Below are 14,896 nucleotides of genomic sequence, written 5' to 3'. Positions count from 1 at the left end.
CTTAAAGCCCAAATCGGCGTCTGATTTTGCCGAAAAATTTATTTAAAAAGCCGTTTTGTTCAGCGGATTGTTCATCTGTTTCTGATTTTAAATAATGGCTGTCTGATGCTGAAATAATACCGCCGTTATTGGATGCAATGCAGGCAGCAATAAATTGTTGAACCGTTTGAATAGGAAGTTTTAATTGAGTTGCGACTTGAGAGAGTTGAGCTCCTTGTATAAAACATGCTGCGAGTAAAAGCGTTGTTTTGCGGTCAGCACTTTTGAAAGGCTGAGGCCAATATTCGATTTTAAAGTACTCATTTTCGCTTGGTGCGAGCGCTTGAAACTCCAAAGAATGCCAAAAAAGGTTCCACAACCAATCTTGTAGATCGTACTCAACCTTACGAGATACCTTGGTAAAGTCAGAAGTCGTTGCAAAGCTATAATTGAAGCTATGATTGGTTTGAGTTTGTGTTCTCGTCGGCTCTAACCAAGCAATTTGGCTGCGTGTATCAATAATTGCTAGCGTGCCATGATCATCAAAAAGATGTAGCCGAGCATTCTCAGGATTTAACATATCGTTAAGAAATTTCTCATTTACAACATGATATGTCGAAACCTCTTCTTTTACTTGAGGTTGTTGTGATTGTTGATGTGACAAATAGCTAAGCAGTCGAAGATGAATCCAGTTTTTTAAAGCATCGGTTTGTTGGAATGGCAAATAAAGTGTGTTGTTTTCCTCAATGTTGCAAGCACCTTGAGCTTTAGAAACTTTTAAGCATGGTAATTTTTTTTCTTCGATAATACGTTGGATACCTTCGGTATCAAAAAAATTTTCGTTTATTAATAATAAGTCTATATTTGGATCGGCAATATTAATCCAGTTAATTCCAAATTCATTCGGTATTGTTTTTCTAAGTTCTATTTTTAATTCATCTGAAACTTTTAAACTTATACCTGAAATTGCGATATTAATGCAATGTCCATTCATAGTATCACTTTAATATTTTATAAAACATTGGACTGCACAACTTTAGTCTTAATACTAAAGACTAATAATAGACCGCTTGTATTATTTTAAATTTACTTACTGGTCAAATAAATAAAATTAAAATATATACAAGAAGTCTAATATATTAAAGATTCTGCAAAATTAATTAAGCAAAGTCTAATTCTTTCTCGAAAGTTTTAAGTTCGTGGCGAGCCATCGCTAGGTTAGATTTAGTACGGTCTAAAACGAGGTAGAGAAACAGATTGCCATTGCTTTCTAATGGACGGATTAAGTGATATGCCTTACCAAGTGTAATCAGGATATCTTCGATGTCATCGTTGAGTTTCAATGAGTTGGCAACACGGCGTTTTGCTCGAATAACCTCGGTATTACCTGCAGCTGCTAATTCTAAGTCGATTGCACCCCCACCTTGTGTTGCCAGCGCCAAACCGCTTTCTGTGTCTACTAACGCTGCTGCAACGAAACCATCAATATTTGTCAAGCTTTCTAATGAAATTTTAGCCATGATATTATCTCTACTAATACATCTTGTTTATGAATTTATATTCCCTACTTTTGTTTTAGATTATTCTTCAAAAGCAGTTAATTTCATTATAGGAAACTCTTTTATTAAATCAATCATGTTTGAAAATAATTAAAATCACAGCAGTGCTATTAATTGACAATTTTTGTCAATAAAACGTTTTAAAGTGGAAAGTGGGGATAATATTTTTAATTTTCTGTGATTTTATTCACAGTAATATTTTATTTTAAGTAAGTTTTTTGATTGTAAATAAATGTAAAATATTTTTTATTAAAAAGTTTTGAATTAATAATTAAATAAATTTAAAAGTATTTTAAGTGTATGATAGGAAAAGCATTTGTACTTTTCCTATCATCCTCTTTAATAAATTAATGCCCGATTAATTGACTATATGAGCAATAGAGTGACAGCAAAATGACCAATGCAACGATTGGGGAAAGCAGGTAAGACCAGCCTGGGATACTTGGTTGTTCAACGTCAAGTTCTTCTGCGTGATGAACGTTAGGCTGTGCTTGATTAACCATTTGATTGAACTCCTGCATGGTTGCTTCTAAAGAGATTTCTTCTTGTTCGATTGGTTTGGAACCGATGAGCTCAGTGAGCTGATTGGTCGACCAAACCCAATCTTCTGCTTGGCCAGAAAGATGTTCAACTTGTCCTAATAACAACTCTGCTAAGCCTGTTTGACCAAAGTTGCCTGTCTGATCCAATTGATTTAACTCATTAAACTGTAAGCTCACAATCTCAGAAATACTGGATTCTTGCTCTGATGCTGTTAATTTCGATTGGTTCTTTGCAGAGGTTGTTAGATGGCGTGCAATTTCTTGAATATAAAGCGGGTCAGTTGCTTTAATTTCTTGATATAGCTTTTGTGGATTCTGCTTCCAAAGGCTAATTAACTGACCCAATGTCAGCGCATTTACTTCCTCAACAAATGCACACTTCTCTTTGGGCGAGTATGTGCTAAAAAGTTGTGGTTTTTGAATTTTAATTTGTTCAGAAAAATACTGAACTAAGTCAAATGCCATCTCGGACGTCCTCTTTTATTTTTAATCTAAGATTCTTAAAGACGGCTTCTTCTTGCTCGGTTCCGCCTCTTGTTTAGTTTCATCTGTTTGCGTAATTGGTTGCTCTTGAATATCTTCATATTCACTTGGATCGAAAAATAATCCTTGACCATTTTCACGTGCATAAATGCCGAGAACAGCCCGAATAGGGACATAAATTTCTTTGGCCACTCCACCAAAACGCGCTGAAAAAGTAATTGCATCATTACTCATGTGTAATTGATGAATTGCATGAGGAGCTAAATTCAAAACGATTTGACCATCTTTCACAAATTGCTGAGGAACTTCAGTGTTCGGCTGAGTCGCATCAACTAATAAATATGGTGTTAGTTGGTTATCGCAAATCCATTCATAAATGGCACGAGCAAGATACGGGCGTGTTGGAGAAAAAGTGATTTGCTCAGACATAATTTATAAACTTGTTAAATCGTTGAAATGAATTCATTGTAGCTGTTTTTTTCTTGAGCTGTCATTGATTTAGTGAAAGAAGGTCGGCTAAAGATACGATGACAATACAAGAAAATAGGTCGACAGTGTTGTTGTGGTAACTCGATTCCCATGCTTTTTAAGCGCAAGAAGATCGGTGCTAACATACAGTCCAAAATTGAAAAGGTTTCAGACATAAAAAAGGGAAAGTGTTGAAATAGTGGAGTCAATGAAATCAGCGTATCTCTTAATTCTTTTTGCGCTTTTTGCTTTTGAGTTAAATCTAATGTATCTGCATGTCGAAGCATACTGTCTGCAAGCTTGAACCAGTCTTGTTCAAAACGCCAAATATATTGTCTTTGTTCTGCTCTTGCCATAGGAGCATCTGCATAAAGTTTATTCTGGCGATAACGATCATCCAAGTATTCTGCAATCACATTTGGGGAAAATAGCTTTAGATTTTGCTCAATTAGCATTGGTAACTGATTGTATGGATTGAGGTCAGCCAAATCCTCATCTTCATGATCTGTGAGAATCAGATGGTATTTAATTTGTTTTTCAGCAAGCAAAAAACGAATCCAGTGCGAACGGAAATCATCGGCATGACTATACAATGTGATGCCTTGAACAGGGCTTGGGGGATTTTCTAAAGACATAAATCCGAAAAATTATGATTGACTGTTTAGAATACTAAAATTAACGTTGGAAATCACTTAAAGCTTAAGAATATGATGATTCAAAATAAATCTAATATTCAATAAATTCAAAGAGAGAAAAATTAAATGAAATATTATGGCTTGATGATCTTGTCGAGTATGTTATTGCTGAGCAGTTGTGCAAGTGTGTCTAATCAAGGATCAGCAGTTGATGTTCGATCTGAAAATGATATGCAAATCTCAATTGCGGCGGATTCTTGTGATGATCAGAGTGCTGATGCTTGTAATGAGGTGCAAGATTACGGTGGTATCAAAAGTGAGTACGTGGTCAAGGGATGTAAAGTAACGATTTATAATAATGGGCCGATCAAAATGGTAAATGAAAAGACTGATCAGCCATGTAATGCACCAATCCCAGAAGACCATCCGTTTTCGACAAGAGAAACTAAGACTTATATGCAAGATGGTTGTCTTGTGACAGAGTATTCTACAGGTGATGCTGTTATGGATTGTTCTAAGAAGAAATAATCGGCAAATAAAAAAACCTCGGAAAAATCCGAGGTTTTTTGTCCAATTCGTAAAACGATTAACGTTTAGAGAATTGAGGACGTTTACGAGCTTTACGTAAACCAAGTTTCTTACGTTCAACTTCACGAGCGTCACGAGTAACGAAACCAGCTTGACGAAGAGCAGGTTTTAAAGTTTCGTCAGCAGCGATCAATGCACGAGTAATACCGTGACGGATAGCGCCAGCTTGACCACCCATACCACCACCTTTAACAGTGATGTAAAGGTCATATTTTTCAGTTGCTTCTAAAAGCTCTAAAGGCTGACGCACAACCATACGAGCAGTTTCACGACCGAAATATTGCTCTAAAGTACGATTGTTGATTACGAGTTTGCCTGTACCAGCTGATAAGAAAACACGTGCAGTTGCGGTCTTACGGCGACCTGTACCATAGTTAGTAGCCATGTGCTGTATCCCTTAGATGTCCAAAACTTGTGGCTGTTGAGCAGTATGAGGATGCTCGCTACCAGCGTACACTTTCATCTTCTTGATCATCGCATAACCAAGAGGACCTTTTGGCAACATACCTTTTACAGCACGTTGGAAGATTTCTTCTGGTTTGTGCTCAACTAATTTTTCAAAATTAGTTTCGCGAATACCACCAGGGAAACCAGTGTGGCGATAGTATTTTTTATCAAGTGATTTGTTACCAGTCACTTGAACTTGTTCAGCATTGATCACAACGATGTAGTCACCAGTGTCAACGTGAGGAGTATAAGATGTTTTGTGCTTACCGCGTAAACGACGAGCGATTTCAGTCGCAAGACGACCTAAAGTTTTGCCTGAAGCATCAACAACGTACCAGTCGTGTTGAACTTCAGCAGGCTTAGCGCTGAGAGTTTTCATTAACCACTACCTATTATAGTTGGTTTGAGCAAGGAATCGCCCAAACAAAAGGAGACCGAATTCTATATGAATTTGTAAAAGCGCACAAGAACAATTCCATCAAGATGTCATATTTTGCTGCAATGTGACTGATTTTGTAAACAACAAGCGTGGATGGAAATCATGATTATTTATCTTGTGAGTGTATAGGATTTACCCTATTATTTTTATACCAAGTAATTAAAAAATAGAATTATTTATTTGTTTTTATGGGGAATTTGATGGAGTTGTCGTTTTCTACAAAAATTGTTGTAGTTGCACTATTAGTCGGTGTTTGTTCAGCACAGACAAATGCTCGACGACTTTATAAATGGATAGATCAAACCAGTGTTACGAACTACTCTGAATTCCAGCCAAAAGAAGGTACTAGCCGAAAGCTTGAAGTTATCGAAAGTCGTGGGGATGAACATATCGACCCGATGATGGCTGTTACGAATGAAATGAAAGCGATTGAAATCCCTGTGGATCCGATGAATCTTCAAGACACATCAAGTGGCACAGCATCTCAAGCACCGAAAGCAACGACGCAAACAATTGTTAAGCAAGGTGTCCTTGCTGCTCAACCTTATGTGAGTCCTGCAAGTGGTGTGGTTGCTTCATCGCCAGTTGAAAAGAAAGAGCAACCAATTGCTGTTGTTGAGAAAAAGGAAACAGTCGTAAATCCAGTCGCTGAAAAAGTGAGTAGTAGTGTTGCGGTTATCGATAGACCTAGTAGTAGTGTGGTTGTCGTAGAGAAAAAAGATGAGTCTGCAACTGTTGCTCGTCCTGAGCATAAAAAGACACAGCAAAAGATTAATCCTTGGTCAAGATCACCAAATTTTGTACCTTCCAACTTAGTGCCTGAAAATTTACCGAAGTCTACAACGCCATAGCTAAGATGTTTTTCAAATGAAATACTATAGCTGCATTTAGATTTTCGCTACACTATATTGAAATCTAGATGATTGGCTGTTTCTATGCTTCCTTTATATGTGACTTCAGGTGAACCTGCGGGAATTGGCCCAGATATCTGTCTGAGTTTGGCGAACCGTGTAGATGAACGCCCAGTGGTTATTCTCGCTGATATAAAAATGCTAGAGCAGCGTGCTAATCAGTTAAATTTAAATGTTGAGATTGTTCCATATAATGGCCAAGTGCAATCGAGTTTAAAGGGGCAACTTTTTGTAGAACATGTACCTTTGAAAAACTCAGTTGTTCTAGGTCAATTGGATTCGGCTAATTCGGCCTATGTATTAGAACAATTACGACGTTCTGCTGATTATGCGATGACTGGAAAGAGTGTCGGGGTTGCGACAGCGCCTGTGCAAAAGTCAATTATCAATGATGCTGGTATTCGCTTTAGTGGTCATACTGAATATTACCAAGAGTTTGCGGGTGTTGATCGTGTGGTGATGATGTTGGCCACTAAAACTTTACGTGTTGCATTAGTGACGACTCATTTGCCTTTACGCGATGTACCAGATGCAATTACCAAAGAGCGCCTAAAGCAAGTGATTGATATTTTAATTCATGATCTAAAAACAAAATTTAAAATAGCTGCACCCCGTGTTTTAGTCTGTGGTTTGAATCCACATGCGGGTGAAGATGGCTATTTAGGGCGTGAAGAAATTGATGTGATCAATCCAGCTTTGGAAACTTATCGCGATCAAGGTATTGAAATGAGTCTGAGCTTACCAGCAGATACTCTATTTACTCCAGAAAATCTGAAAGATGCGGACGCTGTTTTAGCGATGTATCACGATCAAGGTTTACCTGTGTTAAAATCACAAGGCTTTGGTGAAGCAGTCAACATTACCTTAGGCTTACCATTTATTCGTACATCTGTCGATCACGGTACAGCACTTTCTCTTGCAGGCACTGGACAAGCAAAAGCATCGAGTTTGCATGTGGCAGTAGATTTAGCACTTGATTTAGCTCGAATCTCCCCAAATCCCTCTGCGTAAAAGAGGGGAGAGTTAAATCTGAAATTTTGAGTATAAATATATGTATCAAATTAATGCCCTAAACCCTAAAGATGAAGGGCATCAGGCTCGAAAACGTTTTGGTCAAAACTTTTTACATGACCAACGTGTGATTGCCAAAATTGTACGCTCAGTGAATCCGCGTGCCGGCGAAAATATTGTAGAAATTGGCCCTGGCTTGGCTGCGTTAACATCGCCTTTAATTGGTGAGTGTGATGCATTGACTGTTGTTGAGCTGGATCGCGATTTAGCAGCTGGTTTACCGGGGCGTGTACCTCATCCTGAACGTTTGACGATTATTGAAGCAGATGCTTTGAAATATGACTTTACTCAACTTTTTCAAGAGGGTCGTCCGCTTCGCGTCGTTGGGAATTTGCCATATAACATTTCAACACCTCTGTTGTTTCACCTCTTGGAATTTGGCGACAAAGTGAAAGACATGCACTTCATGTTGCAAAAAGAAGTGGTTGATCGTATTACTGCAACACCAAACACTAAAGAATATGGCCGCTTATCAGTAATGATCCAATACTTCTGTAAGCCAACGTTCTTATTCGAAGTGCCGCCCGGTTCATTTAACCCTCCGCCGAAAGTAACATCTGCTGTGTTCCGTTTAGAACCTTATGAAACTAAGCCAATCGTTGCAAAAGATGAGAAAGCATTGGCACGGTTAGTGGGGCATGTATTTACTCAACGTCGTAAAACCTTACGTAATAGTTTAAAGGGAATGTTGGCGGATGATGGTTTTGAAAAAGCTGGTGTTGATCCAATGGCCCGCCCTGAAACCTTGAGTTTAGCCGATTTTGTCGCATTGTCGGATCAAATGGTGGCTTAATGTCTAAACGCTATAATTATGTCATTGGTGATGTGCAAGGCTGTTTTGACGCATTGAAAGCATTGCTAAAAGAAATCCGTTTTGATCCTGATCAAGATTTTTTATGGTTCGCTGGTGATTTGGTTGCGCGTGGAGAGAATTCTGTAGGTGCTTTACGCTTTGTAAAAAAGTTAGCTGATCGTGGTGCTGCTGCAACTGTATTGGGCAATCATGACCTAACCTTGATTGCATGTGCGCGTGGTTTTAAAAAAGCAAAAGAGAAAGATGGTACGCAAGATATTATTGATGCCATAGATGGTGATGAACTGATTGATTGGTTGCGTAAACAACCTTTAAGTTTAAGTCCAAATGCTAAAACGCTAATTACACATGCAGGTGTTCCATGTATTTGGGACGCTGAGCAAACAATACGGTTGGCAAGCGAAGTACAGCAGATTGTTGGGCATGATGATCTGACCGTTTTGGATACTTTTCTTGCTGAAATGTATGGTGAACAACCTGATCTTTGGTCAGATGAACTGACAGGAATGGCACGATTGCGTTGTATTACCAACTATTTAACCCGTATGCGTTTAACTGATGCTAAGGGGCGTTTGGAGTTTGGTTTTAAAGATGCGCTTGATGCACCGATGCCAGTAGGTTTCCAGCCTTGGTTTGAGTTTGAAAGTCTGGCAGCACAAACCTATCACTTAATTTTTGGGCATTGGGCTGCTTTACAGGGCAAGACTATTAATCCTCAAATTCAAAATGTTGATGGTGGCTGTGTTTGGGGGCAGCAATTGATGGCGTTCCGTTTGGAAGATCAACACATGTTTGCGGTGGATAATCCTTTGGCTTGAATAAGTACAATTTGAGTTTGATCTAAATATTTTTATCTAGAGTTTGTTGGGGAAAATTATCTTAACGGAGTCTTGATAAATTCTCATCGGACTACAGAATCAGCCTACGGCTCGCCCTACTTTTCTTTTGGGAAAAGTAGGCAAAACCTGAGCGACGAATAGCAAAGATTAATAATCTTTGCCGTACCGTAAGATGAAAACTATGCTTGAGTCCTAGACTACGCACTTCGTTTATCTTGCGCTAAGCCAATGCTTAATCGCTTTGGCTTGCTCAGGTTGTTGATGACGTTTCCGAGGATCATGTTTCTGATCAAACTTAGGTTAAGTATTTATTGTGTTGTGTGCAAATACCCAGTTTCAGACTGGGCATTTTTTATTTTAAGACTGTCAAAAAACTGTCATACACTGATCATTAAAGTGTCAAAAATTATTTATAAGCTGTAAAGCATGAAAATAACGACACAAATGGATGGCGATATGCAAAGTACATACGCGACATCTTTATTAAAGCAAGATCAGTTTCCAGATAGTTTTAAATTCTACTTCAAAAGGAAACAGCTTAAAAATAAGCAAAATGAGTTTTCTGAACTTGAAGAACTCGTACGTCCCCGTTTAAAAATAGCAATTGTGACTGAAACATGGCCACCTGAAATTAATGGTGTTGCTTTATCAATGATGCAGCTTTGCCAAGGGTTACAACGCCTTGGACATAAAATCTTATTAGTCCGTCCAATTCAAAAAGCAGCATGTACTGAATTTCATCCTGATCAGGAATGTTTGGTCATGTCACAGCCAATCCCTAAGTATCCAAGCGTACAGTTTGGCTGGCCGCAGTACATTAAAGTATCTAAAGCTTTTGAACGCTTTTCACCAGATGTTGTGCATATTGTGACAGAAGGGCCTTTGGGTCTGACGGCACTCCAAGCTGCAAAGTCAAAGAAAATTGCAGTCTCAAGCGGATTCCATTCGGCATTCCATGATTTTAGTCGCTTCTTTGATTTAGCCTTCTTGGTAAAACCGATCCAGCGCTATTTAACATGGTTTCATAACAGTACGGATGTAACTTGTGTTCCAAGTCAATATACGGAACAAGCCTTACGTGGTTTTGGTGTGACATGTCCTTTAGTTATTGTTGGGCGTGGGGTAGATACCAATAAGTTTTCTCCGCAACATCGCTCGCAAACGCTAAGACAACAGTGGGGTGCCGACGCTGATACCCGTGTCATGCTATATGTGGGGCGATTATCTCCTGAAAAAGAAGTGGATGTATTGATTAAAAGTTTTCATGCTCTGCAAGCACAACAGGGTGAAAATGTTAAATTTGTGATTGTTGGTGAAGGGCCTGATCGAGCCCGTTTAGGAAAATTAACAACCTCGAAAGACGTTATTTTCACTGGTAGTTTGAGTGGGCAAGCGCTTTCTGAAGCATATGCGAGTGCAGATGTATTTACCTTTGCGAGTCAAGCTGACACTTTTGGAAATGTCGTTTTAGAAGCAATAGCAAGTGGTCTGCCTGTCGTGGCATATGATTATGTTTGTGCGCATCAATATGTAAAACAAGAAGTAACAGGATGGTTGAGTCCGCTTGGGCATACATCCGATTTAATCCAATCCATTTGTCATTTACCAGCGCTTCCAAAACTAAGACAAATGGGATTGCTGGCGAGCGAAAGCGTACAAGAAAGTAGCTGGCAGTTTCCCGTACAACAATTAGAACAAGCACTTTATCAGGTAGCAAAGGAGTCTCCCATGACCTCTACCTAAAGTATCCTCAGAAAGGAGAAAAATATGAATCTTCAAAATGCAAAAATAAAAATACTAGATTTAGATTTAAAAGGGTGTGTATACCTTAACCATCTCTCACATTCTCAACGTATCGCCTTATTCTTTAAAACGATTAGTCGTTTGGGCGATGGGCCATTTTGGTATGTCATGTTGTTGTCCGTTTGGGCTTTACAAGGCTTGGCATATGGTCTTCAAATCTTATATCTAATTGTCGCAGGGTCGGTTGGTACGCTGATATACAAATATCTAAAACACAAAACAACACGGCCAAGACCTTATCAAGTTCATCAAGTGATTGTCCTCGGTGAGCGACCTTTGGATCATTTTAGCTTTCCGTCAGGTCACACTTTGCACGCAGTTATGGTGACAATTACTTTAGGTTATATACAGCCAATTTTGCTGATATTGATGTTGCCATTTACTGTATTGGTTGCATTATCAAGAATGGTATTAGGTCTTCACTACCCAAGTGATGTGATCGTCGGTGCGACAATCGGTACGACAGTTGCAAGTAGTATTATTCTCTTAGCACCAAGCTTTAACATTGTTTTGTGAGCAATCGGGTTGTGAATTTCTCAACAGAAAACTATTTTTTCAAGCGTATGTTTTGTTAAAGTAGCTCCAATCTCAAATATTTATTCAGGTTGTCATATGGGCTTACGTTGGACTGATACGATTGATATTGCAATTGAACTCGTAGAAGCACATCCAGATGTTGATCCACAATGGATTCGTTTCACAGATTTACATGCATGGGTTTGTGCTTTACCTGAATTTAATGATGATCCTAATAAGTCAACAGAAGGTTTGCTAGAAGCAATCCAAATGGCATGGCTGGATGAAGTTCGATAAAAATTCATCAGAAATCGCTGAACTTTTACAGATTCAAGCTGATTATTGGCGATGACATCGGTATAATGCGGCAAATTTTTTTAGTTTACACCATAATAGGAGTCAATCATGGCGATTGAACGTACTTTATCTATCGTTAAACCTGATGCAGTTTCTAAAAACCACATCGGTGATATTTTTGCTCGTTTTGAAAAAGCTGGCTTAAAAATCGTTGCAACTAAAATGAAACACCTTTCTCAAGCTGATGCTGAAGGTTTCTATGCAGAGCACAAAGAACGTGGTTTCTTTGGTGATTTAGTTGCTTTCATGACTTCAGGTCCAGTTGTTGTATCTGTTCTTGAAGGTGAAAATGCAGTTCTTGCTCACCGCGAAATCTTAGGTGCTACTAACCCTAAAGAAGCTGCTCCAGGTACAATCCGCGCTGACTTCGCTGTAAGCATCGACGAAAATGCTGCTCACGGTTCTGACTCAGTTGCTTCAGCTGAGCGTGAAATCGCTTACTTCTTTGCTGATAACGAGATCTGCCCACGCACTCGTTAATCCAAAGCATTCGAACCAGATAAGTGGTATACTGCTTATCTGGTTTTTTGTTTTCTATAGATTGAGTTGTGTAAGTAATGCACAGCATTTCTAGCGTTGATATGGTTTAGGTAAATATTCATGAGTTCTGCAGTGGTCGTTTCATCAGAAAATTTAGATGAAAAACAACAGTCTGTTTCTACGCCTGTCGTTCATGCTGCCGACAAAAAAGTGAATCTACTAGGCATGTCACGTGCAGAGTTAGAAAAGTTTTTTGAAGATTTGGGTGAGAAGAAGTTTCGTGCTGGTCAGGTCATGAAATGGATTCACCAATTTTTTGTGACTGATTTTGCTGAGATGACCAATATCTCAGGTAAGTTAAGAGAAAAACTAGAAAAGATTTGCGAAATTAAAGCCCCTGAAGTGGTGCACCGTAATTATTCTAAAGATGGAACACGTAAATGGGTGTTTCGTGTAGGTGATGGTGAAGGCTCTTTAGTTGAAACTGTTTTGATTCCTGCTGAAGATAAAACAGGCGCAAGAAAGACGCTTTGTATTTCTTCACAGGTGGGCTGCGCACTTGACTGTTCATTTTGTTCGACAGGAAAACAAGGTTTCCAACGTGATTTAACACCAGCTGAAATTATTGGTCAGTTGTGGATGGCGAACTATTCCTATATGGAAGACGTGCCTGTTGCAGAGCGTGAACGTACTGTGACCAATGTGGTGATGATGGGTATGGGTGAGCCATTACTCAACTATGATGCTGTACTCAGCTCAATGCAATTGATGTTAGATGATTTTGCGTACGGAATGTCAAAGCGTCGTGTGACTTTATCGACCTCAGGCGTTGTACCTAAAATTGATCAATTGGCACAAGATATTGATGTCGCTTTGGCGATTTCTTTACATGCACCAAATGATGAGTTACGTAATGAACTTGTTCCAATTAATAAGAAGTATCCACTGGAACAACTGATTGCTGCATGTCAGCGTTATTTAGCGAAAGATGGTAATGAAAGTGCTCGCCGTCACGTAACGATTGAATATGTAATGTTAGATGGCGTAAATGATCAACCAGAGCACGCACAACAATTATTAAAATTATTGAAAAACTTACCGAGTAAGATCAACTTAATTCCATTTAACCCGTTTCCACATGCGCCTTATGGTCGCTCAAGCCGTAATCGTATTATCGCATTTCAAAAAACTTTGTCTGATGCAGGATTTGTGTGTACGATTCGTCAGACACGTGGTGATGATATTGATGCTGCGTGTGGTCAATTAGTGGGACAGGTTGCTGATCGCACGCGTCGTGCTGAACAGTGGAAAAAGAAAGTGGCGCAACGGCAAGAAATTTTGCGCACACAAGGATAAAACTTGGGGAAAAGCGTTGAATACAACTCGATCAAAAACGATTATAGCAACTACTATTTTGTTCACTGTATTGGGTCTAACCGCCTGCCAATCGACAAAGACAACAAAAGATCCTGAAAAAGCTGTGCAAGTTCGAACACAACTTGCAGCAGAATATATTCGTACGCGTGACTTAGACTCGGCTAAGCGATCATTAGATCAAGCCCTGAAAATAGATTCGCGAGATGCAAATGCCAATATGATGATGGGAATTTTGCTACAACAAGAAGGTAGCAAAACCAATATGGAAAAAGCAGAGTCTTATTTTAAGCGTGCAATTTCTTCTGAACCTGATAATGCCCAAGCTCGTAATAATTACGGTACATATTTGTATCAAATGGAGCGTTATAATGAGGCGATTGAGCAGTTTACGATTGCAGGTGCAACCTTAGGTTATGATCAACGTTTTCAATCGTTGGAAAATCTTGGGCGAATCTATTTAAAACTGGGTGATGTTGCGAATGCTGAAAAAGCATTCAAACAAGCGCTACAAGCAAATCGAAATGCGACAATATCAATGTTAGAGTTGTCGGAAATTTTCTATTTGCAACAAAACAATAGAGATGCATCGCAACTCTACGAACAATATGTTCGTAATGTGGGGCAGAAAAACCAAGGTGCTCGCGCGCTTTGGATAGGTTTACGCATTGCTCGAGCGAATGCGGATCAGTTAGGAATGCAAGTGTTAGTCAATCAGTTGCGTGCTTTATTTCCTGATAGTCCAGAATATCAACGTTATTTGCAATTACAGTACAGTACTGAGGCCGTATGGAAATAAATCCAAATTCACATCAGCCAACTGGCTCAAACTCACCGTCGCCTACGTTAGGAAATATTCAACGACCTGGTGAGTATTTGCGTCAAATTCGTATTGCACAAAAGAAAGAACTTGAAGAGATTGCAAACGTATTGAATATGCCAGTCAAAACTTTGACGGCATTAGAGCAAGATGATTATAAATCTTTGCCAGAAGCAACCTTTATCAAAGGATATTATCGTGCATACGCAAAATGTTTAAATGCTGATGCGAGCGCGATCATTCAACGTTTCGATGAAATTTATGCGAATGATACGGGCCTTAAAGCAAGTCATGCTTTGAGTAACTCACCGATTAAAACCATGGGTAAGTTAACTGGTTCAAAGAGTGTACGTAATCGTCAGTGGTTAAAGCGTATTGTGATTTTGGCTGTCGTGCTATTGTTGGCATGGTTAGCTGTGATGGCCGTGCAAAACTGGACTTCAAGTCACAAAGATGATGCAGATGTACCAAAGATTAAGAACTCTGAAGTTGAGATTCTTCCAATGGGGAATGCAGTCGCTACTTCTGGAGATCAGCTTGTCTTGAACTTTAGCCGACCAACATCTGTGCATATTGTCGATGCCACAGGTAAAGTACTGGCAACAGGTCGTCAAGCATCAACTTTGAATTTGAGTGGTGAGTCACCGTTTCAAATTCGCTTAGATGATGCGACAGCTGTAGCATTGACTTTAAATCAGGAACAAATTTCTTTGTCTCCTTATACTGTCAATGGAAAAGCAGAATTCCGTTTGTCTCGTTAATGCCAAAGAG

At 39.2% G+C, this 14,896-nt stretch carries 18 protein-coding genes and 1 pseudogene; 12 read left to right on the top strand and 7 right to left on the bottom strand.

Annotated elements, in window-relative coordinates; genetic code table 11:
• Position 1: 1 nt before the first annotated feature.
• The 5 genes from ACF8D3_RS13015 to ACF8D3_RS12995 form a co-directional block, all read right to left on the bottom strand.
• Entirely contained in the window at positions 2–973 is a 972-nt protein-coding gene (locus ACF8D3_RS13015) for a hypothetical protein (RefSeq protein ID WP_061392643.1), read from the bottom strand.
• Positions 974–1,139: 166 nt separating this feature from the next.
• Positions 1,140–1,499 (bottom strand): hypothetical protein, encoded by a 360-nt coding sequence (locus tag ACF8D3_RS13010; RefSeq protein ID WP_004877436.1) that lies wholly within the window; start codon positions 1,497–1,499, stop codon positions 1,140–1,142.
• Positions 1,500–1,885: 386 nt separating this feature from the next.
• A complete protein-coding gene (locus ACF8D3_RS13005) occupies positions 1,886–2,545 on the bottom strand; it encodes a hypothetical protein (RefSeq protein ID WP_061392642.1) in 660 nt (219 codons plus the stop codon).
• A gap of 21 nt (positions 2,546–2,566) precedes the next feature.
• Positions 2,567–2,992, bottom strand: a complete 426-nt coding sequence (locus ACF8D3_RS13000) for a ClpXP protease specificity-enhancing factor (RefSeq protein ID WP_004877433.1) — start codon at positions 2,990–2,992, stop codon at positions 2,567–2,569.
• Between the two features lie 14 nt (positions 2,993–3,006).
• Positions 3,007–3,666, bottom strand: a complete 660-nt coding sequence (locus ACF8D3_RS12995; protein ID WP_061392641.1) for a glutathione S-transferase N-terminal domain-containing protein — start codon at positions 3,664–3,666, stop codon at positions 3,007–3,009.
• A gap of 294 nt (positions 3,667–3,960) precedes the next feature.
• Here ACF8D3_RS12995 and ACF8D3_RS12990 point away from each other — a divergent pair.
• Positions 3,961–4,101 (top strand): annotated as a pseudogene (locus ACF8D3_RS12990) (hypothetical protein); the annotation flags it as partial.
• Between the two features lie 151 nt (positions 4,102–4,252).
• Here ACF8D3_RS12990 and rpsI read toward each other — a convergent pair.
• Entirely contained in the window at positions 4,253–4,639 is a 387-nt protein-coding gene (rpsI, locus tag ACF8D3_RS12985) for a 30S ribosomal protein S9 (protein ID WP_004877427.1), read from the bottom strand.
• Positions 4,640–4,651: 12 nt separating this feature from the next.
• A complete protein-coding gene (gene rplM / locus ACF8D3_RS12980) occupies positions 4,652–5,080 on the bottom strand; it encodes a 50S ribosomal protein L13 (protein WP_004877426.1) in 429 nt (142 codons plus the stop codon).
• 260 nt (positions 5,081–5,340) lie between these two features.
• Here rplM and ACF8D3_RS12975 point away from each other — a divergent pair, with 260 nt between their 5' ends.
• From ACF8D3_RS12975 to ACF8D3_RS12925, 11 genes are all read left to right on the top strand, one after another.
• Positions 5,341–5,991, top strand: coding sequence for a hypothetical protein (locus ACF8D3_RS12975; RefSeq protein ID WP_392471760.1), 651 nt, complete (start codon positions 5,341–5,343; stop codon positions 5,989–5,991).
• 84 nt (positions 5,992–6,075) lie between these two features.
• A complete protein-coding gene (gene pdxA / locus ACF8D3_RS12970) occupies positions 6,076–7,062 on the top strand; it encodes a 4-hydroxythreonine-4-phosphate dehydrogenase PdxA (protein ID WP_392471759.1) in 987 nt (328 codons plus the stop codon).
• Positions 7,063–7,102: 40 nt separating this feature from the next.
• Complete coding sequence (gene rsmA / locus ACF8D3_RS12965; protein WP_392471758.1) at positions 7,103–7,915, top strand: 16S rRNA (adenine(1518)-N(6)/adenine(1519)-N(6))-dimethyltransferase RsmA; 813 nt, start codon at positions 7,103–7,105, stop codon at positions 7,913–7,915.
• Complete coding sequence (locus ACF8D3_RS12960) at positions 7,915–8,754, top strand: symmetrical bis(5'-nucleosyl)-tetraphosphatase (protein WP_392471757.1); 840 nt, start codon at positions 7,915–7,917, stop codon at positions 8,752–8,754. The genes rsmA and ACF8D3_RS12960 overlap by 1 nt, the downstream gene beginning before the upstream one ends.
• 447 nt (positions 8,755–9,201) lie before the next feature.
• Positions 9,202–10,518, top strand: a complete 1,317-nt coding sequence (locus ACF8D3_RS12955) for a glycosyltransferase family 4 protein (RefSeq protein ID WP_392471756.1) — start codon at positions 9,202–9,204, stop codon at positions 10,516–10,518.
• A gap of 24 nt (positions 10,519–10,542) precedes the next feature.
• Positions 10,543–11,094: a phosphatase PAP2 family protein gene (locus ACF8D3_RS12950; protein WP_392471755.1), complete on the top strand. Its 552-nt coding sequence runs from the start codon at positions 10,543–10,545 to the stop codon at positions 11,092–11,094.
• A 96-nt stretch (positions 11,095–11,190) separates the two neighbouring features.
• Positions 11,191–11,391 carry a Fe-S cluster assembly protein IscX gene (iscX, locus tag ACF8D3_RS12945; protein ID WP_004877416.1) on the top strand — a complete coding sequence of 67 codons (201 nt, stop codon included), beginning with the start codon at positions 11,191–11,193 and terminating at the stop codon, positions 11,389–11,391.
• 108 nt (positions 11,392–11,499) lie between these two features.
• Positions 11,500–11,931: a nucleoside-diphosphate kinase gene (gene ndk, locus ACF8D3_RS12940; RefSeq protein ID WP_003654870.1), complete on the top strand. Its 432-nt coding sequence runs from the start codon at positions 11,500–11,502 to the stop codon at positions 11,929–11,931.
• Between the two features lie 120 nt (positions 11,932–12,051).
• Positions 12,052–13,287 (top strand): 23S rRNA (adenine(2503)-C(2))-methyltransferase RlmN, encoded by a 1,236-nt coding sequence (gene rlmN, locus ACF8D3_RS12935; RefSeq protein WP_061396808.1) that lies wholly within the window; start codon positions 12,052–12,054, stop codon positions 13,285–13,287.
• Between the two features lie 16 nt (positions 13,288–13,303).
• Positions 13,304–14,104 (top strand): type IV pilus biogenesis/stability protein PilW, encoded by an 801-nt coding sequence (pilW, locus tag ACF8D3_RS12930; protein WP_007482693.1) that lies wholly within the window; start codon positions 13,304–13,306, stop codon positions 14,102–14,104.
• A complete protein-coding gene (locus ACF8D3_RS12925; protein WP_004877405.1) occupies positions 14,095–14,886 on the top strand; it encodes a helix-turn-helix domain-containing protein in 792 nt (263 codons plus the stop codon). The genes pilW and ACF8D3_RS12925 overlap by 10 nt, the downstream gene beginning before the upstream one ends.
• Positions 14,887–14,896: the final 10 nt, after the last annotated feature.

Source organism: Acinetobacter sp. YQ_14 (genome assembly GCF_043102985.1).
GTDB classification, from domain to species: Bacteria; Pseudomonadota; Gammaproteobacteria; order Pseudomonadales; family Moraxellaceae; genus Acinetobacter; species Acinetobacter venetianus.
This window is presented reverse-complemented; position numbering and strand designations above follow the sequence as displayed.

What these genes read in the sequence shown, in the direction of transcription:
- rplM (WP_004877426.1), bottom strand. Translation starts at nt 5,080, where the DNA reads ATGAAAACTCTCAGCGCTAAGCCTGCTGAAGTTCAACACGACTGGTAC.
- ACF8D3_RS13015 (WP_061392643.1), bottom strand. Translation starts at nt 973, where the DNA reads ATGAATGGACATTGCATTAATATCGCAATTTCAGGTATAAGTTTAAAA.
- ACF8D3_RS12975 (WP_392471760.1), top strand. Translation starts at nt 5,341, where the DNA reads ATGGAGTTGTCGTTTTCTACAAAAATTGTTGTAGTTGCACTATTAGTC.
- ACF8D3_RS12925 (WP_004877405.1), top strand. Translation starts at nt 14,095, where the DNA reads ATGGAAATAAATCCAAATTCACATCAGCCAACTGGCTCAAACTCACCG.
- ndk (WP_003654870.1), top strand. Translation starts at nt 11,500, where the DNA reads ATGGCGATTGAACGTACTTTATCTATCGTTAAACCTGATGCAGTTTCT.
- rsmA (WP_392471758.1), top strand. Translation starts at nt 7,103, where the DNA reads ATGTATCAAATTAATGCCCTAAACCCTAAAGATGAAGGGCATCAGGCT.
- rpsI (WP_004877427.1), bottom strand. Translation starts at nt 4,639, where the DNA reads ATGGCTACTAACTATGGTACAGGTCGCCGTAAGACCGCAACTGCACGT.
- ACF8D3_RS12995 (WP_061392641.1), bottom strand. Translation starts at nt 3,666, where the DNA reads ATGTCTTTAGAAAATCCCCCAAGCCCTGTTCAAGGCATCACATTGTAT.
- iscX (WP_004877416.1), top strand. Translation starts at nt 11,191, where the DNA reads ATGGGCTTACGTTGGACTGATACGATTGATATTGCAATTGAACTCGTA.
- ACF8D3_RS12950 (WP_392471755.1), top strand. Translation starts at nt 10,543, where the DNA reads ATGAATCTTCAAAATGCAAAAATAAAAATACTAGATTTAGATTTAAAA.
- ACF8D3_RS12955 (WP_392471756.1), top strand. Translation starts at nt 9,202, where the DNA reads ATGAAAATAACGACACAAATGGATGGCGATATGCAAAGTACATACGCG.
- ACF8D3_RS13000 (WP_004877433.1), bottom strand. Translation starts at nt 2,992, where the DNA reads ATGTCTGAGCAAATCACTTTTTCTCCAACACGCCCGTATCTTGCTCGT.
- pdxA (WP_392471759.1), top strand. Translation starts at nt 6,076, where the DNA reads ATGCTTCCTTTATATGTGACTTCAGGTGAACCTGCGGGAATTGGCCCA.
- rlmN (WP_061396808.1), top strand. Translation starts at nt 12,052, where the DNA reads ATGAGTTCTGCAGTGGTCGTTTCATCAGAAAATTTAGATGAAAAACAA.
- ACF8D3_RS13010 (WP_004877436.1), bottom strand. Translation starts at nt 1,499, where the DNA reads ATGGCTAAAATTTCATTAGAAAGCTTGACAAATATTGATGGTTTCGTT.
- ACF8D3_RS13005 (WP_061392642.1), bottom strand. Translation starts at nt 2,545, where the DNA reads ATGGCATTTGACTTAGTTCAGTATTTTTCTGAACAAATTAAAATTCAA.
- ACF8D3_RS12960 (WP_392471757.1), top strand. Translation starts at nt 7,915, where the DNA reads ATGTCTAAACGCTATAATTATGTCATTGGTGATGTGCAAGGCTGTTTT.